Here is an 18,836-nt window from a genome sequence, read left to right as displayed (position 1 = left end):
GAGCAGGAGACAGCTGTGAGAGACCGCAGCGAGAAGCGACCGCCGATCGGGTCCCCCTCCCGGCACAGCTCCTCGCCCAGGACCCTGCTGCTGCGGGCCGGATTCCAGGACCCCGCCCGCGCCGGAACGCTCCTGGGCGACCCGGCGCTGCTGCCCTTCCTCCCGGCGGATGCCCAGGCCGACGACGTCGGCGAGGCGGGAGATCCCGGCGGACGTGTCTCAGCGGATCGCTCCAGGCGTCCAGGCGGCCGACCCGCCGACGTGCGGCTCGGGCCGGCTCGCGAGGACCTCATCGACTCCCTGGCGCTCACCGCGGATCCTGACATGGCCCTGCTCAGCCTCGTCCGACTCGCCGAGGCCGCCACCGCATCCGAGTCGGGCCACCTGGTATCGGAAGGCGGTATCGAGCCCGGGTGCACGACGACACCGGCGGCACTCCTGCGCAGCATCCTGAGTGATCCGGCCGCAGAGCCGCGTGAGCACAGGCACCGTCTGCTCGCGGTCCTGGGCGCCTCGCAGGCCCTGGGCGACTTCCTCGTGACCCATCCCGAGCGTCTCACGGCGCTCGCGCCGCTCAGGGCGTGGGGCTCCCCGGAGGAGCCCGGCGTCGGTGAGACGCTGCAACGAGCCGTCCTGGACGTGCTGGGGCAGGCCGACCTTGCGGAGGCAGACCCGTCAGACAGTGATGAGACAACCCCTCACCCCGCAGGAGCGGGCCCGGCAGTCAGCCGGGCGACCGCGGTGCTGCGGCGCGTCTACCGGGACCGGCTCACGGCGATCGTCGCCGATGACCTCACCAGCGCCGACCCGATCGAGCACGTGCCCACTGTCTGCCGTCGCATGGCCGAGCTCGCCGACGCCGCCCTGGACGCGGCTCTGCTCGTCGCCCGCGCCGCCGTCGGGCCGCAGGCGGATGAGGTGGCTCTCGCCGTGATCGCCATGGGCAAGACCGGGGCCCGCGAGCTCAACTACATCTCGGACGTCGACGTCGTCTACGTCGTCGGCCCCGCCCACGAGCCCCAGGACGCTCAAGAACCGATCAGCGAGGAGCACCTCGTGGACGTCGGTACCCACCTGGCCACAGAGCTCGCCCACGTCGTCTCCGCCACCGCGCCCGAGCCGCCCCTGTGGCCGCTGGACACGGCGCTGCGTCCTGAGGGCAAGGACGGTGCACTCGTGCGCACTCTCGACTCCCACCTGGCCTACTACCGCCGATGGGCCGCCTCCTGGGAGTTCCAGGCCCTGCTCAAGGCCAGGGCCTGCGCCGGGGACGCGGAGCTCGGCACCCTCTACGAGCAGGGCGTGGCGCCCTACGTGTGGGAGGCCAGCCGACGGGAGAACTTCGTTGAGGACGCCCGTGCCATGCGGCGCCGGGTGGAGAAGGAGTCAGTGCCGCGCGGCGGAGAGGACCGGCGTATCAAGCTGGGACCCGGTGGCCTACGAGACGTCGAGTTCACCGTCCAGCTCCTCCAGCTCGTCCACGGCCGCTCCGATGAGAGCCTGCGCGTGCGCGGCACCCTGGAGGCTCTCGACGCTCTCAGCGCAGGAGGCTACGTCAGCCGAACCGATGCCGCGGCCTTGAGCGGCTGCTACAAGGCCCTGCGGCTGCTGGAGCATCGCAGCCAGCTCTTCCGCCTGCGCCGTACCCACAACCTTCCTGAGAAGGAGGAGAACCTGCGCCGCATCGAGCGGGGCATCAGCGACTGCCTGGGCCGGGGCGACAGCCTGTGGGAGGGCTTCAAGGACCTGCGCCGGCGAGTGCGGTCCCTCCATCAGGAGATCTACTACCGTCCCCTACTGGGCTTCGCAGCCGCCCTCAGCGCCGATGAGATGGCCCTGAGCCCACAGGCTGCGCGTGAGCGCCTCGCCGCCGTCGGCTACACGGACCCCGACGGGGCACTGCGCCACATCCAGGCACTCACCGAAGGGGTCAGCCGCCGCGCCGCGATCCAGCGCCAGCTGCTGCCGGTCATCATCGGCTGGATCGGTGAAGGAGCCGACCCCGATTTCGGCCTGCTGTCCTTCCGACGGTTGTCCGAGGCCATCGGAGGGTCGCACTGGTACCTGGCCATGCTGCGGGACTCGCCCGTGGCGGCCCGCAGACTGTGCCAGGTCCTCTCCAGCGCCCACTGGGCCACCGAGCGCCTGGCGGAGTTCCCCGAGTCCATCGCCTGGCTCGACGACGACGGTGAGCTCGAGCCCCGCCGATCCGTCGCCCTGGCGGAGGAGGTCGCCGCCGTCCTGCGCCGTCGCAGCCTCACCGGCCCCGATGACGCGGCCCTTGCCGAGCAGGCGCTCGAGGCGACCCAGGCGATCCTGAGAGTGCGAGCCCGTGAGGAGGTACGCGCCTCACTGGCGGACTGCCTGGACTGCATCGACCCCGAACGCACCGCCTCCATCCTCTCCGACGCCACTGACGCGGTCCTGGACGGGGCTCTGACCGTGGCCACCGGGCTGGTCATCGCGCAGCGCGACGGGCTGGAGGCCGTTTCCTCGGGACCCGACGCCGACGGGTGCTGGCAGGCCGCTCTTGCCCGCCACGCCATCGTCGCCATGGGACGCCTGGGAGGCCGCGAGATCGGGTACGCCTCCGACGCGGATGTCCTCTTCGTCCACGAGGCCTGTGACGGGGTGGGTGAGGAGGCCGCCGCCCAGGAGGCCGAGGCCGTCGCCAAGCAGGTCATGGGGCTTCTGGCCTCGGCGCTCCCACACCCCCTCGAAGTGGACTGCGATCTGCGGCCCGAGGGCCGCAACGGCGTCATGAGCCGCTCGCTGGACGCCTACCGCGAGTACTACGGCCGATGGTCCGCCCTGTGGGAGCGTCAGGCGCTGCTGCGCGCCCGTTCCTGCGCCGGAGACCGGGACCTGGGCCGGCGGTTCGAGGAGCTCATCAACCCCCTGCGCTGGGCGCAGGACGGACTGCAGCCCCAGGACCTGCGGGAGATCCGCAGGATCAAGGCACGGGTGGAGGCCGAGCGCCTGCCCCGGGGCATCAACCCTGCCCGACACCTCAAGCTCGGCCCCGGAGGGCTCAGTGACGTGGAATGGAGTGCCCAGGTACTTCAGCTCGCTCACGCCGGTCGGATACCCGAGCTGCGGACCACCTCGACCGTCGGCGCGCTCCAGGCTGCGGTCCAGGCCGGAGTACTGAGCGCGGACGGCGGGGGAGAGCTGGTGGCGGCCTGGATCCTGGCCAGCCGGCTGCGCTCGGCGATCGTCCTGGGAACCGGGCGCGCCTCGGGGCCGCGCTCCCAGGTCCTTCCTACCCAGATCCGGGAGATCCGTCTGGTGGGGCGTCTCATCGGCCTGGGCGCGGGCAGGGAGAGAGAGCTCGAGGACCTTTACCGTCGCAGCGCCCGCCACGCGCGCGTGGTGGCCGAACGCATCGTCTTCACCGATACCGCCGCCCACGGCTCCTCCGCATCAACGCCGCCGACCACTATGTCGCAGGCTCAGCAGCACAGCGGGGACTCACCGCCGCCCCACTCAACAGGCCGGGCCCGGAACGCTCGCGCGCAGCCCCGTCGGGGTGCAGGAGCGGCAGGCTCCAAGAGCTCCAGGCGGGCAAACCGCAGCCGCGCCACCAGAAGGCGACCGGAGGGACCCTACCCCTGGAGCTGACCAGGCAGAGTCAGTACCAGCTGGACACCAGCCGGATACCAGGCGGACGCTGCCGGGCGATGAGGATCGCACCGTCGTCGAGGACCGCCGCCCCGCGAACCTGGCAGACTTGGCGCCGTGAGGCTCATTCTCGTACGCCACGGTCGCACCGCGGCCAATGTCATGCAGGCACTCGACACCGCCTTCCCCGGAAATCCCCTGGATGACGTGGGGCTGGGACAGGCCGACGGGCTGCCGGCCCGCCTGGAGAAGGCCGGCCTGCTTCGGGGACTGGGCTCACTGTGGGTCTCCCCGATCCTGCGCGCCAGGCAGACCATCGCCCCCATCGAGACCGCCACCGGCCTGAGCGCCACCGTCGACTCAGGACTGCGTGAGGTCCTCGCCGCCGACCTGGAGATGAACACCGATGCGCGCTCGGTGGCCTGCTACGTGGACACCACCCGGGCATGGATGGCGGGGCGCTCCGCCTGCCGCATCCCCGGATCCCCGGAGGATGGACACGACACGCTTCAGCGCTTCGACGACGCCGTCGGCCGCATCTACGAGCAGACCGCCCAGGCGGGGGACTCGGCGGCCCTGCTCGTCTCCCACGGCACCGCGCTGCGCCTGTGGACCTCTCTGAAGGCCGCGGCCGGAGGCGGTGTGGACCCGCTGTGGGTTGCCGACCGCCCCATGCACAACACCGGGATCACCATCGTCGACGGCGATCCCGGTGCCGGGTGGAGCCTGATCTCCTGGGATGACGGCGCTTGGGACCGGGCCGCCTCCTGACCGGCCCGCCTTAGAGCACCGAGGAGAGGAAGGCCCGGGTACGTTCGGCCTGGGGATCGTCCAGGACCTTGACGGGGTCACCGGACTCGCAGATGACACCGCCGTCCATGAAGATCAGCTGGTCGCCGACCTCCCTGGCGAAGCCCATCTCGTGGGTGACCACGACCATTGTCATCCCGGAGGCGGCGAGATCCTTCATCACCTGAAGCACCTCACCGACCAGCTCGGGGTCCAGGGCCGAAGTCGGCTCGTCGAAGAGCATGAGCTCGGGGTCCATCGCCAGGGCGCGGGCGATCGCCACCCGCTGCTGCTGACCGCCGGAGAGCTGGGAGGGGTAGTGGTCGAGCCGGTCACCCAGTCCCACCCGCTCCAGCAGCTCGATGCCGCGTTCGCGGGCCTTGGCCTTCGGAGTCTTCTTGACCAGGATCGGTGCCTCCATGACGTTCTCCAGAGCCGTCATGTGGGGGAAGAGGTTGAAACGCTGGAAGACCATGCCGATCTTGGCGCGCTGAGCGGCACGGGCCCTGTCCGACAGGGCGTGCAGCTCGGTGCGACCACCGCGCTCGACCTCACGCATACCGATGAGCTCGCCGTCGACCTTGACCCGGCCGGCGTCGATGGACTCCAGCTCGTTGATGCAGCGCAGCAGCGTCGATTTCCCCGAGCCGGATGGGCCGATGAGGACCGTGACCGAGCCGGGCGGGACGATGAGGTCGATACCCCGCAGCACGTGCAGCTCGCCGAAGAACTTGTGCAGGTCGCTGATCTCGACCTTGGGCGTCCCCGCCGCGGCGTGGGTGGATGTGCTCATGGGGTGACCTCCAGGAAGGGATTGTCCTTGGTGGTGTGCGCATCGAGGATGGCCTGCTGGCGGGCGGACAGGCCCCGGCCGGGGGAGGCGGAGGACTTGTCAGGATCGAAGCCCTTGCCGTAGTAGCGCTCGATGTAGTGCTGCCCCACCATGAGGATCGAGGTGATGATGATGTACCAGATGGCCGCGACGAGGAGCAGCGGAATGATCTGGTAGGTCAGCGACGCGTAGGAGTTGGTGACGAAGGTCAGATCCAGGGTGAAGGGGACTGCCAGCACCAAGGAGGTCGTCTTGAGCATGGAGATCGTCTCGTTGCCGGTGGGCGGGACGATGACCCTCATCGCCTGCGGCAGGACGATCCTGCGCAGGATCTGGCTCTTACTCATGCCCAGGGCCCCGGCGGCCTCGCTCTGGCCCTTGTCCACCGAGTTCAGGCCCGAACGGACGATTTCGGAGAGATAGGCGCCCTCGTTGATGCCCAGTCCCAGGACCGCCGCGACGAAGGGGGTGAAGACGGTCGTCGTCTTGAAGGTCAGCAGCTCGGGGCCGAAGGGGATTCCCAGACTCAGCTTCTGGTAGAGCGCGGACAGCGCCCCCCAGAACACGAGCTGGGTGTAGATCGGGGTGCCGCGGAAGAACCACAGGTAGGCCAGCGCCACCCAGCGCAGGACCGGGTTGGAGGACTGGCGCAGGATCGCCGTGGTGACCGCAAGCACGATGCCGATGGCCATGGCCATGAAGGTCAGCAGCAGTGTCCAGCCGACGGCCTTGACCACGTGGACCTCACGCAGGAAGAACCAGACCGTGGACCAGTGGAACTTCTCATTGGTGACCAGCCCGTGGATGAGCATTGCCCCCAGGATCGAGACGATCGCGGCACTGATCCACGTCCCCGGGCGGGGGACGGGCTTGGGGTTGTTGAGGACGACCTTGTCGTCCTCAGAGGCGGGTGAGGCGGTCACGGCTCACTCCTTCACTGCGGGATTGAGTTCTGCGGTGGTCAAGGCGGCGTCCTTCACGCCCCAGTTGTCCAGGATCTTCTGCCAGATGCCCTGGTCCATGAGGTACTGGATGGCGGCCTGGATCGCGGCGGTGAACTGCGGATCGGCCTTGGAGGTCACCACACCCTGGGGGGCGGCGTCCTCCACCTCGCCCAGGGTGACGACCTGGCCGTCGGTCAGCTCGACGGCGTATCCGGCCACGGTGGAGTCGGAGTAGGTGGCGTCGATGGTGCCGCCCACCAGGCCGGTGGTGGCCTCGGACTGCTTGGAGTAGGAACGTACGGACAGCACCGCCTTGCCCTCCTTGGCGCATTTCTCGGCGGCGCTGCGCATGGTGGTCTCCTGGGCGGTTCCCACCTGGACGCCGACGGTCCGTCCGCACAGCTTGAGGTGGTCGGAGGTCTCAACGCCCTTGGGGTTGCCTGCTTGGACGTTGAATCGGGAACCCACATTGATGTAGGCGGTCATATTGACCTCCGCGATCCGCTCGGGAGTGACGGTGAAGGAGGAGATGCCCGCGTCGTACTTCGAGCCGATCGAGGCGATGATGGAGTCGAACTCGGCGGTGTGCACCGTGCCCTTGACGCCCAGGACGGCGGCGATCGCGTTGGTCAGGTCGACGTCGTAGCCGACGGCCTTGCCCGAGGGATCGAGGAACTCCGCCGGTGCGTAGTCCGTGGACGCCGCCACGTTGAGGACGCCGTCCTCGAGAGCGCCTTGGGGGAGCTTGGCGATGATGTCGGGCTGCGCCTGGATCGAGGAGGTGTCGTAGGAGTGGATCTGCGAGCTCCGGTCCGCGTTCCAGTCAGCGGCGTTGGTGCATCCGCTGAGGACCAGGCAGGCTGTGGCTGCCAGCCCGAGGGCGGCGTGTTGGCGGATCCTCATTGTGGGATCTCCTCTTCGGAGTGGATCAAGACAAAGAAAGAATATCCGCAATGCAGTATAGATATGCAAGTAGGGAGGGTGGCGTACAGCACGACGGCGGCCCTGAGCCTCGTGCGTAGGAGGCTCAGGGCCGCCGTCTGAGCTGAGTCAACAACTCACAGGTCGTAGTAGAGCTGGAACTCGTAGGGGTGGGGGCGCAGCCGCAGCGGCTCGATCTCGTTGGTGCGCTTGTACTCGATCCAGGTCTCGATGAGATCAGGGGTGAAGACGTCCCCCTCGGTGAGGAAGTCGTGGTCATCCTCCAGGGCCTCCAGGGCCTGGTCCAGACTGTCGGGGAGCTTGTCGATGTCGAAGTACTCCTCGGGAGCGAGCTCGTAGAGGTCCTTGTCGATGGGCTCACGGGGCTCGATGCGGTTGCGGATGCCGTCGATACCCGCCATGAGTACGGCGGCGAAGCACAGGTAGGGATTGGAGGACGGATCCGGTACGCGGTACTCCACCCGCTTGGCCTTGGGGGAGGAGCCTGTGACCGGGATGCGGATGCAGGCCGAGCGGTTACGGGCCGAGTAGACCAGGTTGACCGGGGCCTCGAAGCCGGGGACCAGGCGGTGGAAGGAGTTCACCGACGGGTTGGTGAAGGCCAGCAGCGCCGGGGCGTGAGCCAGGATCCCGCCGATGTACCAACGAGCGAGGTCCGAGAGCTGGCCGTAGCCCCGCTCGTCGAAGAACAGCGGTTTGCCGTCCTTCCACAGTGAGTGGTGGGTGTGCATGCCGGAGCCGTTGTCACCGAAGATCGGCTTGGGCATGAATGTGGCCGTCTTGCCGTTGCGCCAGGCCTCGTTCTTGATGATGTACTTGAACTTCATCATGTCATCACCCGCCGCGAGCAGAGAGCTGAAGCGGTAGTTGATCTCCTGCTGTCCGGCAGTGCCGACCTCGTGATGCGCCCGTTCGATCTCCAGGCCGGAGGTGAGGCATGTGCGGACCATGCGATCGCGGATATCAGCCATCTGATCGTTGGGTGAGACGGGGAAGTAGCCGCCCTTGAAAGCGGTCTTATAACCCTTGTTGCCGCCCTCCTCCTCACGACCGGTGTTCCAGGCCGCCTCGGAGGAGTCGATGGCGTAGAAGGACTCGGCCGGTGAGGACTCGTAGCGCACCGAGTCGAAGAGGTAGAACTCGGCCTCCGCTCCGATATAGCAGGTGTCGGCGATTCCGGTGGAGCGCAGGTAGTCCTCCGCCTTGGCGGCGATCGAGCGAGGGTCGCGCGAGTAGACCTCATCCGTGAAGGGATCGACGATCGAGAAGTTGACGACCAGGGTCTTCTCCTCACGGAACGGGTCCAGGAAGGCTGTGGTCACATCGGGAACCAGCTTCATGTCCGACTCGTGGATCGCGGTGAAACCTCGGATTGATGAGCCGTCAAACATGAGGCCGTCGGTCAGTGCCTCGTCCTTGAAAGCGGCCACAGGAATAGTGAAGTGCTGCATGACGCCGGGTAGGTCGCAGAACCGCACATCGACCAGCGCGACATTCTCCTTCTCGATGAACGTCAGTGCCTCGGATGCGTCCTTGAACATATCTCCTCCAAGTGGGAACGGCGCACATACTCCACACGTATGCACTGCGGCTGACATCGGCAACTATATTGACGCTGCCGTGACAAAGGAATGGCGCCAGTGTTGCCTGAGTGTTTCGCCCGTTATTCTCCGGCCCCTTGAGGCGGCAGGCGCTGAGTGATGGAAGGTGGAGGTGACCCGGGAGGCGTTTCAGCGGCCGCGCATCGCACGGCGGTCGGGACGGATCCGATTCGGGTCAATGTGCTTGGGAATCGGCAGGTTCTTGCCCGCCATCGACGTCAGGCGCTTGGAGACCTGCGTGATCTCGCTGTCGGTCAGCGACGTGGGCTTGGTCGGAAGCCGGCGCAGCGTCTTGGACAAGTCGGTCAGACGCACCTGTCCGGCGTCAGTGCCCACCTGAAGGGTGTGGATGGGAACGGTTGACAGCAGCCGATGGACCTTGCGCTCCTCCTCGGCCAGCATGCGCCGGGTGCGGGTGCTCGGTCCCTCGGCGATGAGAACGACCCCGGGGCGTCCCACCAGCCGCCACACGAGGTCCTGATCCTTGGTGAAGGCCACGGGCTCGGACTCGACGTACCAGCCCCGGCCGATCTGGTCCAGAACGGCCTTCGCCGCTCCCGGCATTCCCTCGATCTGGGAGTAGGAGGCGCGACGCACGGTGACAGACAGGATGATCATGTCAACCATGAGCGCCATGAGGATGCCCAGGAACAGCCAGTACCACAGGGACATTCCGCTGGCGAACGATATTGCCAGGCCCACGGCGACGCAGACGACGGTCGCCGCCAGCATCGCCCACCCGATCCACGGATAGCTGCGCCGCGAGATCGTGTAGGAGTCCTTGATGTTCTGAAGGTACTGAGCCAGCCGGCGCTTCTTCTTCGGCTGGGGGGACTGGGCACTACTCACGGGCACACAATAGACGACGTCGCTGGCCGGCACACACGGTCTCGCCGTCAGCGTGCCTGGGTGGAACGCATCGATAATCCGGCTACGTGGGAGTGGCGATCCGTCTTCAGCAGGCGGCGACGAGGTGGGGATGGGCTCCCAGCAGGGCCGACGCCTCCTGGCGGGCGGTGGCGGGCTCGGCGAGCTGCGACAGGTGCTCAGGGATGGGGCGGCCGCGCTTGACCATGGCCCGTCCCCACAGCATCCCGGCACGGTAGGAGGACCGCACCATGGGCCCGCTCATCACGGCGGCGAATCCGATCTCCTCGGCCAGACGGCTCAGGTCGACGAACTCCTGGGGCTTGACCCAGCGGTCAACAGGGTGGTGAAGCTTGGAGGGGCGCAAGTACTGCGTGATGGTGAGGATGTCGCAGCGCGCCTCCACCAGGGCGGCCATGGCCGCCTCGATCTCGTCGCGGGTCTCGCCCATGCCCAGGATGAGGTTGGACTTGGTGACCAGACCCGCTTCCGCGGCGGCCGTGATGACGTCGAGACTGCCCTGGTAGGAGAAGGCCGGTCGGATCCGCTTGAAGATGCGTGGGACCGTCTCCAGGTTGTGGCCGAGAACCTCGGGGCGCGAGGAGAAGACGTCCTCCAGGGCCTCCGGGTTGCTCCGGAAATCGGGGATGAGCAGCTCGACCCCGGTGCCCGGCGAGAGCTCGTGCACCTGGCGGGCGGTCTCGGCATAGAGCCAGGCGCCGCCGTCGGGACGGTCGTCACGGGCCACCCCGGTGACGGTGGCGTAGCGCAGCTCCATCTCCTTGATCGAGACCGCCACGCGCCTGGGCTCATCGACGTCGTACTCGGTGGGGCGGCCGGTGGCGATGTCGCAGAAGTCGCAGCGCCGGGTGCACATCTCTCCGCCCACCAGGAAGGTGGCCTCACGGTCGTTCCAGCACTCGTAGATGTTGGGGCAGTTCGCCTCGGCGCACACCGTGTGCAGACTCTTCTCCCTCACCAGGCCGCGGACCGCCTGGTAGGTGTCGGAGACGACGGCGCGGGTGCGCAGCCAGTCGGGCTTGGACTCGATGGGTGTCTGGGCGTTGCGCGCCTCGACCCGCAGGAGCTTGCGTCCCTCAGGGGCCACGGTGGTGCTCACGTCTACCTCTCCTCGCCGACGACGTTTCCACAGGGAGTCTAGTACTCTCCCGAGGCTTATAGGACCTCCGACCTAGGAGTGACTCCTGTTGTCACGTGGTGTCCGCCACCAAGGGGATCAGATGATTCTCCAGGGCAGAGGCCAGTGCGTTCGCGGGAGCGCTGGTCGACAGGTGATGGCCGGTCTCCGCGCTCAACGAGGTCACGCCGGCGTCGTCGATTCCGCAGGGAATGATGCGATCCAGGGAGAAGGCCTCTAGATCTGGATCGACATTCAGGCCGATTCCGTGCATCGTCACACCGCGGGCGACTCTCACCCCCAGAGCGCAGATCTTGCGCTCGGGACGCGGGGGCCGGTCGGCTCCGCCCGCGGTCTCAGGATCGGCCGGCAGCCAGACCCCGGAGCGCTCCTCGACGCGGATCGTCTCCAGGCCGTAGAGGCCGCACAGCTCGATCACGGCGGCTTCCAACGCCCGCACGTAACGGATGACGTCAATCGGCTGGGCTAGGCGCAGGATCGGGTAGACGGTCAGCTGGCCCGGCCCGTGCCAGGTGGTCTTGCCGCCCCGGTCCACGTCGACCACTGGTACGCGCCCCGGCTCGACGACGTCGGCACTGGGCCGCTCCCAGGAGTGGGTCCGCCTGCCGACGGTGTAGACCGGCTCGTGCTCCACGAGCAGGAGCGTGGAGGGACGCCGTCCCTCCACGACCTCGGCATGGAGATCCCGCTGCCGCTGCCAGCCCTCATGGAAGGGGATGAGCCGGGAACCGAGCTCCATGTCCTCGCGCAGCACGGGCGCAGTCTACGTGACCACAACCGGAACCGGAGTTCGAGTTATCCACAGGCCGGTCGAATGGGCTGGTCATCCCGCAGCGCCGTGATGACCATGGAATGCATGAGCCCGACGACGTGCCCCCGCCCTGCCGACCGCCCTCGAGACGGCGCCTCCAACCGTGCGCGGCCCCGGCGCCGTCCCGTGCCTCGACGTCGGCCCCGTCGTGCCGGCGCTGCTCGCCCTCCCTCGCTCCCGACATCCGACGCCGAGCCGAGCATTCCCGACTCGGCGCTCAGTGCCCTGTCGCAGCAGGGCTACACCATCGGCGAGGTCATGGGACGCTCCACGGCCCCCAGCGCGCCTCGTCGCGGTCTGGATGCGCAGGGCCATCATGTGGTCATCCGGGTCGTCGACCTGCCCCATGGACGCGCAGGTGCGGCCGTCCTGCGGCGCCTGGCCGATCTGCGCGTCCTGCGCCACCCCGGTCTGGTGACCATCCGGGAGGTGGTCTCGCTGCCCGAGCACCGTGCGGGCGTCATCATGGACCTCGTCGAAGGGGCGGGACTCGACGTGGTTCTGGGGGCACGGGGAAGGTTGAGCGCCTCCTACCTGGCCACGCTCCTGGACGTTCTGGGCTCGGCGCTGGCCTACCTGCATGAGCACGGTGCGGCCCACGGTGACGTATCGACCGGCAACGTCCTGGTGACCACGGAGGGGCAACCGGTTCTCGTCGACCTGCTGGGCTCCGTCATGGAGACGGGCACGCAGGAGTATGCCGCGCCGGAGCGTCTTGCCGGTGCTCCGGCGTCCGCGGCCTGCGACGTCTACGCCCTTGCTCGTCTGCTGACCGAGTGCTCGGGGCAGGGAGGTGCCGCCCACCGGCGTCTGGCGGGGCTCCTGACCGACGCTCTGGCCGAGGACCCCGTCGACCGTCCCACGGCCCGGGACCTGACCGCCCGAGCGCCTCAGCTGGGGAACGCCTCACCCATCGAGCTGCCCGACGGCGCCCGCCTCGCTGCAGGCTCTCTGCGAGCAGCGGCCCGCACTCCGACTCGCACGGTCGGCTCCAGGCTCAGACCTCAGGCCAGGGCGGGCACCCGGCCGATGACGAAGCGCGAGCCCCGAAAGGACCGTGGCGGCACCGGCCGCACCGGGCGAGGCCCTGCGGCCATACGGTGGGGGAGAAGAGGAGGAGCGGGGCGCAGACGTTCCCGCGCCTGGGGGCTTGCGGCGGCACTGCTGGCGGCCGTCTGCCTGGCTGCCTGGGGGCCTGCCAAGGCACTGGTGTCGTACAGGCCCGCATGGGCGCTCGGTGCGGCCACGAGCCCATCGAGCCCGGCGCGACCGGTGGCCTCCGCCCTCCCCGCGGGAAGCCCATCTCCCGTCGCCGCCGGAAGTCCGGCCGCAACGGCGTCGACACCGGGTCCTGGCGGGAACGGTGGCTCGGACATGGCGAGTGTCGTCGTCGGACTGTCCGCGGCTCGAGACCGGGCCCTCATGGCCGGCGATGCGACAGCGCTGGCGGCCACGACGGTACCGGGGTCGCCCGCGGCCGAAGCCGACACCCGGGTTCTCACCGAGCTGCTGGACTCCGGTGAAGGCGTCGGGGAGCTGCACACCTCCATCAGCCAGGTCGCTGAGGTGACGCTGCCTGACGACGCGGCAGCACAGTGGCCCAGTGCCAGAGCGCTGCAGGTGATGCTGTCTCAAAGTGCCTCAACGCGTTCGGGACCTGAGGGAACGCGGACGGTTCCGGCCCTCCAGCCCCGGCAGGTCGTGCTTATTGTCGTCCCGGCGCCGTGGCGCGTCGCCGACATTCGAACCGTGGAGTGACCCCCAGGTGCGCCGCCCGCCAGGCGTGGTCGATGATCGGTGCGGACTCGGGGTGGGGACGGCCCGCGTGGCGCTCAGTAGGGCTCGGTCAGGATTGACGTGTAGCCCTCGTGCTCGAGCACGTGCCGTGTGTCCGCCACCATTGCCGCCGAGCCGCACAGGTAGACGTCCGTGCCGTCGGGGTCGAGTTGGAGATCGTGAGCGAGTGCGGTGACGGCCTGGGTGACTCGTCCGTGGAATGCGTCCGGCACCTCCTCGCGACTCAGACAGCGCACCACAGTCCCCGGCATCGGAGAACTGATCCTGGTGGTCAGGTCCTCCTCCCGGTGACGGCACCCGAAGAGCAGCGTGTCGTGCTCCAGACCAGGAGCCTGAGCGAACATGGCCAGCATGGGGGCGATTCCCGTGCCGGTGGCGATGAACAGGCGGCGCCTACCCGAGTCGGCGAGCCCGAATCCGCCCAGGGGCAGCTCCACCACCGTACGTGCACCCGTGTCCACGTTCTCGATGAACTGGGAGCCTCGGCCGCCTGTCCGGGTGGAGATGAGCAGACGAAGACGATCCTCCTCCAGTCCCGCGATCGAGTAGTCGCGCCATGCGTCATCACCCACGTGCAGGCGGGCGAACTGTCCTGGCGTCCACGGGCCGATCCTGCCGTCCAGCTGCAGCACCGCCTCCCACACGCTGGGAGTCAGACGACGCTTGGAGACCAGGGTGGCACGGTGCTTGCCCTCGGGCAGCGCGTGTCCTCCGCGAGAGACGGACGGTGCGGGAGCCGTGCGCAGGGCGGAGACGATGGTGGAATACCCACGCGGCCCGAGGACCTGGCACGCGGCCGCCACCCCGCCCATCATGGCGCCCATGATGCCGGTGCTGCCGGCATCCTGGCCGGAGAGGAACAGGCCGGGAACTGCTGTGCGAGGTCCCAGAGGCCGGGACCGGTACCTCAGCGGAGTGGCAGGAGGTCCGTAGAAGGCGCCAGCAGGGTGGGCGGTGTAGTGCTCGTAGGTCAGAGGCGTGGAGGTCTCCGCGTAGTCCACGAGTCCGGTCAACCCCGGAGCCGCGCTCTCAGCCAGCTCCAGCATGCCGCGGGCGATACGCTCCTTCAGGGCTGAGTACTCGGGGCCACGGTGTCCTCTGGGGTGCTCGGCCCACTGCTGGAAGGCTTTCACGTCACAGAAGGAGATGAGTTCGGCGGTGTGCGGGGACTCGCCGGACTTCAAGGAGGGGAAGGAGACGAAGACGTCGTGAGGATGACCCTCGAGCAGCGAATCGTTGCTCCTCTGTGAGCCCTCGTGATCGAGATCCCGGTTGACCCAGATGTTGCCGCCATCGATGCCAATACTGCGTGGGTCATCACGCAGTCGCAGGAACACACTGACCGCTGATGTGCCAGTGCCCAGATGCTCCAGGGTGCGGCGTGCTGACTCGGTGCGCCGCCCGATCTCACCGAATGTGGGCAGCAGGCGGTTGAAGGTGTTGGAGGCGCCGATGGCGGAGACAATGACAGGGGCACGGTAGATGCGTTCCCGTACCTGCGCGCCGCGGTGGTCCATGACTCGGACCCCGACGGCCGCCCCGTTCTCGGTAAGGATCTCCGTCGCCTCCTGAGCGACGCGGACGGCGCCTCCGGCCTGCTCGATACCCTTCTCGATAGTGCGGGCGATCCGAGCGCTGCCACCGCGGGGAAACCAAGCGCCCTGGAGGTAGTGGGAGACGATCAGCGCATGCACGGCAAAGGCTGATCGGGACGGCGGCAGCCCGTAGTCCCCCCACTGGCTGGCCAGGACGGCCTTGAGCTCGGGGGAGCGGAAGTGGGCATCCAGATACGCCTTCGTCGTCCCGGTGGCTCGTCGTCCTCCCAGACGCTGAGCCGCTCTGAGCAGCGAGGCCGCGGCTCGGGGGATCATCCCCTGGACGAAGCCCAGTGTCAGCCACCGTGTCACCCGGCGAACATCCTGGAAGTAACGGCGGATTGCTCTGGCCTCCTGAGGGAAGGCGGCAACCAAGTCATGCTCGTACCGAACCGGATCACTGCTAACGCGCAGGTCCACTCCCGGGTAGACGAACCTGTCATAGGCGTCGGGCATGCGGTTCCACTCCAGCTCTCCGCCGGAGAGATAGTCGAAGTAGGCACGGCCCTGGCTTCCGGGGCCGACCTGCCCGATGTAGTACACCCCCACGTCCCAGGAAGCGCCATCGCGCCGGAAGGTGTGAGTCAGGCCGCCCGGTTCTGTATGTCGCTCAAGGACGAGGACTCGTTTACCGGCGGCGCGCGCCAGCAGTCCGGCAGTCGTCAGGCCTCCGATACCCGAACCGATCACGATGACGTCGTAGGACATCCTTACCCCTCACATACTAGACAGTGTCAAGTCAGCATAGCAGTGAACTGGACACTGTCTAGTAGTGCGGTTCTAGACTTCTGCCATGACCTCTGAACCGACAGGCGCCTCAGGGCGCCGCGGCGGCCGGGACCTGCGCTCCGAGTTGCTGCAAACCAGCAGGCAGCTCCTCGATGAATCTGGCCCCAGTGCACTGAGCATGCGGGAGGTCGCACGTCGTGCCGGCTGTACGCACCAGGCTCCTTACCACTACTTCGCCAACCGTGAGGCCATCCTGGCGGCTTTGGTGTGTGAGGGCTTCGATGAGCTCGCCGACATGCTCGCTGCGGCGCACGAGGGGCTTGGGAACGCGGATCTGCATGCGATCCTGGTGGCCTCGGGAAACGCTTACGTCGAGTTCGCGCTACGTCACCCCGGGGTGTTCCGGGTGATGTTCCGGCCCGATGTCTGCGATCCCGAGCGCTTTCCGGAGGTGGTGCAGGCCGGTGAGCGTGCGCGTCATGAGCTGGCCCGTCTGGCGAGGGCCATGATGGGCGATGGTGCTCAGCTCGAGGTTGAGGTCCTGATCTGGTCCGGCGTGCACGGCCTGGCCTCGTTACTGCTCGACGGGCCGTTGGTGGGCGAGTTCGGCTCGATGGAGGAGCGCATCGACTTCGCTCGAGGTGTCGTCGGCCTGGTCGAGGTGCCCGTGGTTGACGGGGGCTGCGGGTGCGGGAATCGGCATAGTGGTGGGTGTGTGGCGGAAGCGGAAGGGTGTTCGGTCTCCTGACTGAATGTCGTTGTCGGAGGTGAATAGCAACAAAAGTTGACAATATAGTTCTGTCAACCTATGTTGCTTGTATGGATGCGCTCACTGCAGCCACCGAAGCTGCTGACACCACTCGCCCCGAGGATGGGCTACGAGCCGTGGCGGCTCTGCGACGACTGACGGACAGCCTTGAGCTTGCGCAGGTCGAGGCCGCTCTGCGCGCGGGCATGGGGTGGAGCGAGATGGCCTCCTGTCTTGGAGTGTCTCGTCAGGCGGTCCACAAGAAGTACGCCAAGCGAGTTCAGCCCGGTTTGGCCCCGACCCGGAGGAGATGACGATGCCTGCTGTTGCCCACTACCTGACCTGGCTCGAAGCCATGCGCACGGAGGCCGCGCGCCTTCGTCACCGGGAGGTCGAGCCGGAGCACATGCTCCTCGGTCTTCTCGCACAAGGCGGGACGGCTGCAGCCGTCCTGGCGGCTCAGGGCGTGACTCTCGCGCGAGCGCGCGCCGCCGTCGACGAAATGACTGATACGGACCTTGCGCGCGTGGGCATCAACCTTTTCGACACTCTCAGACCTGTGCCGATCGCCACTGAAGAGCTGGCCGTGAGGGCAGGAGAGGAGATCCCTCTCTCGGACGCTGCTGCCGAGCTCATTGACAGTAAGGGGACTTCGTTAAGCACCAGCACACAGGCTCTGCAAGCCCTCATCTCCTCGTCCGCCGCTCCGCTCCAGCCCCCTGCTGTCAGGCTCCTTACTCGCTGCGGTGTCGATGTCGACCGCCTGCGTACTGAGCTCACTGAGATGGTGGCCGATCAGGAACCAGCTCTGGGACGCTACCGGATGACTGATGAGTACCGTGGGTACGGCCTGGATCGGGAGCTGAGTCAGGAACGCTTCATCTCAGCTCCGGTAGCCCGTCTGGCCACCCTGCTCTGTGACCCGAACCGGCTCACGTGGTGGGTTCTGCCCCGACAGCAGCTCGTTGAGGTTCTCTCCGACGGGGCCGTGCAGAGGGTGGAGGGGCGCCGCCGAACCGGCTTCCTGAGGTGGCGGCTGGAAACATCCGTGGCCGCAAGGGTTACCTGGTCGTGCACCGTCGTCTCAGGGCCTCGCGATGGTGAGGTGGCATTCGTTCGTGACCTTCACCTGATCAAGGCGCCGGGCGGCACTCGTGTCCGTTTGGTTCTGGCGCATCGCACATGGGGGCGGCTGGGAGCGCTGCTGTACCCGTTCTTCTGGCGAGGAACTCGTCTGGGGCTGGACAACACGCTCGCCGGTATCGCACGGGCTGGGGCAGAGGACTCCTGAGCCGAGCCGCGAACCCGGGAACGGACCGAGGTGGTTGTCATGCGCCCGATCATCGGGAACCGATAGACCGGGTACAACGAACGGGGCCCCGCACCGTGATGGTGCGGGGCCCCGTTGACGGCCTAGCTTGCCGAGGGCAGGCTCACAGACCCAGCTCGCCGCCGAAGTCGCCTTCCTCGAGGCGCTTCTTGACCGTCATGAGGTAGCGGGCCGCGTCCGCGCCGTCCACCAGTCGGTGGTCGTAGGACAGGGCCAGGTAGCACACCGAGCGGATGGCGATGACCTCGCCGCCATCGGCGTCCTTGATGACGCGGGGCTGGCGCTGGATGGCGCCCAGGCCAAGGATCGCCACCTCCGGCTGGTTGATGATCGGGGTGTCGAACAGAGCACCGCCGCTGCCGGTGTTGGTGATCGTGAAGGTCGAGCCGCTGAGCTCATCGGGGTTGACCTTGTTGTCCCGGGTGCGGGCGGCCAGGTCATTGATGCGCTTGGCCAGCCCGGGGATGTTGAGATCCCCGGCATTCTTGACCACGGGCACGAGCAGGCCGCGCGGCGTGTCCACCGCGATGCCAACGTGCTCGACGTCGTGGTAGGTGACGTTCTTGCCCTCGATGGAGGCGTTGATCTTCGGGTGGGCCTTGAGAGCCTCCGTGGCCGCCTGGACGAAGAAGGGCAGGAAGGTCAGCTTGGTGCCGTTCTTGGCCAGGAAGTCGTTCTTCGCGCGGGCCCGCAGCGCGGCCACGCGAGTCACGTCCACCTCGACAACAGTGGTCAGCTGGGCGGAGGTCTGCAGGGAGTCGATCATGCGATCGGCGATGACCTGACGCAGGCGGCTCATCTTCTCCGTGCGGCCACGCAGGGTCGTGTCCACCTCGGGCTTGGCCGAGGCCGGCTTAGCGGCAGGTGCCGGCGCCTCAGCGGCTGGAGCAGCGGCGGATGCGGCAGCGCGAGCCTCCTCAGCGGCCTTGGCGGCTGCCTCCACGTCCTGCTTGCGGATGCGGCCGCCCACGCCCGTGCCGGTGACGGTGGACAGGTCCACGCCCTTGTCCTTGGCGAGCTTGCGCACGATCGGCGTGACGTAGGAGCCCGTGGCTCCAGAACTCACCGGTG

Annotated in this window: 15 protein-coding genes; 6 read left to right on the top strand and 9 right to left on the bottom strand. The window is 67.8% G+C overall.

Annotation, left to right across the window (positions count from 1 at the left end):
- Nucleotides 1-15 precede the first annotated feature (15 nt).
- Both RIV12_RS10910 and RIV12_RS10905 read left to right on the top strand, forming a co-directional pair.
- A complete protein-coding gene (locus RIV12_RS10910) occupies nucleotides 16-3,621 on the top strand; it encodes a bifunctional [glutamine synthetase] adenylyltransferase/[glutamine synthetase]-adenylyl-L-tyrosine phosphorylase (protein ID WP_309323826.1) in 3,606 nt (1,201 codons plus the stop codon).
- 117 nt (nucleotides 3,622-3,738) lie between these two features.
- Nucleotides 3,739-4,392 carry a histidine phosphatase family protein gene (locus tag RIV12_RS10905; RefSeq protein WP_309323824.1) on the top strand — a complete coding sequence of 218 codons (654 nt, stop codon included), beginning with the start codon at nucleotides 3,739-3,741 and terminating at the stop codon, nucleotides 4,390-4,392.
- A gap of 10 nt (nucleotides 4,393-4,402) precedes the next feature.
- On the opposite strand, the gene RIV12_RS10900 is transcribed toward RIV12_RS10905, so the two are convergent.
- The 7 genes from RIV12_RS10900 to lipB form a co-directional block, all read right to left on the bottom strand.
- On the bottom strand, nucleotides 4,403-5,203 hold the full coding sequence (locus RIV12_RS10900) for an amino acid ABC transporter ATP-binding protein (protein ID WP_309323822.1): 801 nt from the start codon (nucleotides 5,201-5,203) through the stop codon (nucleotides 4,403-4,405).
- Complete coding sequence (locus tag RIV12_RS10895; RefSeq protein ID WP_309323820.1) at nucleotides 5,200-6,165, bottom strand: amino acid ABC transporter permease; 966 nt, start codon at nucleotides 6,163-6,165, stop codon at nucleotides 5,200-5,202. The genes RIV12_RS10900 and RIV12_RS10895 overlap by 4 nt, the downstream gene beginning before the upstream one ends.
- Nucleotides 6,166-6,168: 3 nt before the next feature.
- On the bottom strand, nucleotides 6,169-7,089 hold the full coding sequence (locus RIV12_RS10890) for an ABC transporter substrate-binding protein (RefSeq protein ID WP_075417855.1): 921 nt from the start codon (nucleotides 7,087-7,089) through the stop codon (nucleotides 6,169-6,171).
- Between the two features lie 155 nt (nucleotides 7,090-7,244).
- Nucleotides 7,245-8,669: a type I glutamate--ammonia ligase gene (glnA, locus tag RIV12_RS10885; protein WP_075417856.1), complete on the bottom strand. Its 1,425-nt coding sequence runs from the start codon at nucleotides 8,667-8,669 to the stop codon at nucleotides 7,245-7,247.
- Between the two features lie 189 nt (nucleotides 8,670-8,858).
- On the bottom strand, nucleotides 8,859-9,578 hold the full coding sequence (locus RIV12_RS10880; protein ID WP_309323818.1) for a DUF4191 domain-containing protein: 720 nt from the start codon (nucleotides 9,576-9,578) through the stop codon (nucleotides 8,859-8,861).
- A 106-nt stretch (nucleotides 9,579-9,684) separates the two neighbouring features.
- Complete coding sequence (locus RIV12_RS10875; RefSeq protein ID WP_309323816.1) at nucleotides 9,685-10,716, bottom strand: lipoyl synthase; 1,032 nt, start codon at nucleotides 10,714-10,716, stop codon at nucleotides 9,685-9,687.
- Nucleotides 10,717-10,807: 91 nt separating this feature from the next.
- On the bottom strand, nucleotides 10,808-11,509 hold the full coding sequence (lipB, locus tag RIV12_RS10870; RefSeq protein ID WP_309323814.1) for a lipoyl(octanoyl) transferase LipB: 702 nt from the start codon (nucleotides 11,507-11,509) through the stop codon (nucleotides 10,808-10,810).
- 102 nt (nucleotides 11,510-11,611) lie between these two features.
- Here lipB and RIV12_RS10865 point away from each other — a divergent pair, with 102 nt between their 5' ends.
- Nucleotides 11,612-13,324, top strand: a complete 1,713-nt coding sequence (locus RIV12_RS10865) for a protein kinase domain-containing protein (protein ID WP_309323812.1) — start codon at nucleotides 11,612-11,614, stop codon at nucleotides 13,322-13,324.
- 74 nt (nucleotides 13,325-13,398) lie between these two features.
- Here the strand turns inward: RIV12_RS10865 and RIV12_RS10860 are convergent, their stop codons facing one another.
- On the bottom strand, nucleotides 13,399-15,666 hold the full coding sequence (locus RIV12_RS10860; protein ID WP_309323810.1) for an FAD-dependent oxidoreductase: 2,268 nt from the start codon (nucleotides 15,664-15,666) through the stop codon (nucleotides 13,399-13,401).
- 85 nt (nucleotides 15,667-15,751) lie between these two features.
- Between RIV12_RS10860 and RIV12_RS10855 the strand changes: the two genes are divergently transcribed.
- From RIV12_RS10855 to RIV12_RS10845, 3 genes are all read left to right on the top strand, one after another.
- Nucleotides 15,752-16,435, top strand: coding sequence for a TetR/AcrR family transcriptional regulator (locus RIV12_RS10855; RefSeq protein WP_309323808.1), 684 nt, complete (start codon nucleotides 15,752-15,754; stop codon nucleotides 16,433-16,435).
- Nucleotides 16,436-16,506: 71 nt separating this feature from the next.
- A complete protein-coding gene (locus RIV12_RS10850) occupies nucleotides 16,507-16,749 on the top strand; it encodes a hypothetical protein (RefSeq protein ID WP_075417862.1) in 243 nt (80 codons plus the stop codon).
- Nucleotides 16,750-16,751: 2 nt separating this feature from the next.
- Nucleotides 16,752-17,726 (top strand): Clp protease N-terminal domain-containing protein, encoded by a 975-nt coding sequence (locus tag RIV12_RS10845; RefSeq protein WP_075417863.1) that lies wholly within the window; start codon nucleotides 16,752-16,754, stop codon nucleotides 17,724-17,726.
- A 142-nt stretch (nucleotides 17,727-17,868) separates the two neighbouring features.
- On the opposite strand, the gene sucB is transcribed toward RIV12_RS10845, so the two are convergent.
- Nucleotides 17,869-18,836 (bottom strand): 2-oxoglutarate dehydrogenase, E2 component, dihydrolipoamide succinyltransferase (gene sucB, locus RIV12_RS10840; RefSeq protein ID WP_309323805.1); only part of this gene is annotated, 968 nt, incomplete at its 5' end.

The organism is Actinomyces stomatis, from assembly GCF_031292835.1.
In the GTDB taxonomy this organism is placed as follows: domain Bacteria; phylum Actinomycetota; class Actinomycetes; order Actinomycetales; family Actinomycetaceae; genus Actinomyces; species Actinomyces stomatis.
Note: the sequence above shows the minus strand (reverse complement) of the source record. Positions and strands in the feature narration are given on the sequence as shown.

Bases quoted from the DNA above. Each gene is read 5' to 3' on its own strand.
- RIV12_RS10850 (WP_075417862.1), top strand. From the start codon at position 16,507: ATGGATGCGCTCACTGCAGCCACCGAAGCTGCTGACACCACTCGCCCC.
- RIV12_RS10845 (WP_075417863.1), top strand. From the start codon at position 16,752: ATGCCTGCTGTTGCCCACTACCTGACCTGGCTCGAAGCCATGCGCACG.
- RIV12_RS10900 (WP_309323822.1), bottom strand. From the start codon at position 5,203: ATGAGCACATCCACCCACGCCGCGGCGGGGACGCCCAAGGTCGAGATC.
- glnA (WP_075417856.1), bottom strand. From the start codon at position 8,669: ATGTTCAAGGACGCATCCGAGGCACTGACGTTCATCGAGAAGGAGAAT.
- RIV12_RS10860 (WP_309323810.1), bottom strand. From the start codon at position 15,666: ATGTCCTACGACGTCATCGTGATCGGTTCGGGTATCGGAGGCCTGACG.
- RIV12_RS10890 (WP_075417855.1), bottom strand. From the start codon at position 7,089: ATGAGGATCCGCCAACACGCCGCCCTCGGGCTGGCAGCCACAGCCTGC.
- RIV12_RS10865 (WP_309323812.1), top strand. From the start codon at position 11,612: ATGAGCCCGACGACGTGCCCCCGCCCTGCCGACCGCCCTCGAGACGGC.
- RIV12_RS10855 (WP_309323808.1), top strand. From the start codon at position 15,752: ATGACCTCTGAACCGACAGGCGCCTCAGGGCGCCGCGGCGGCCGGGAC.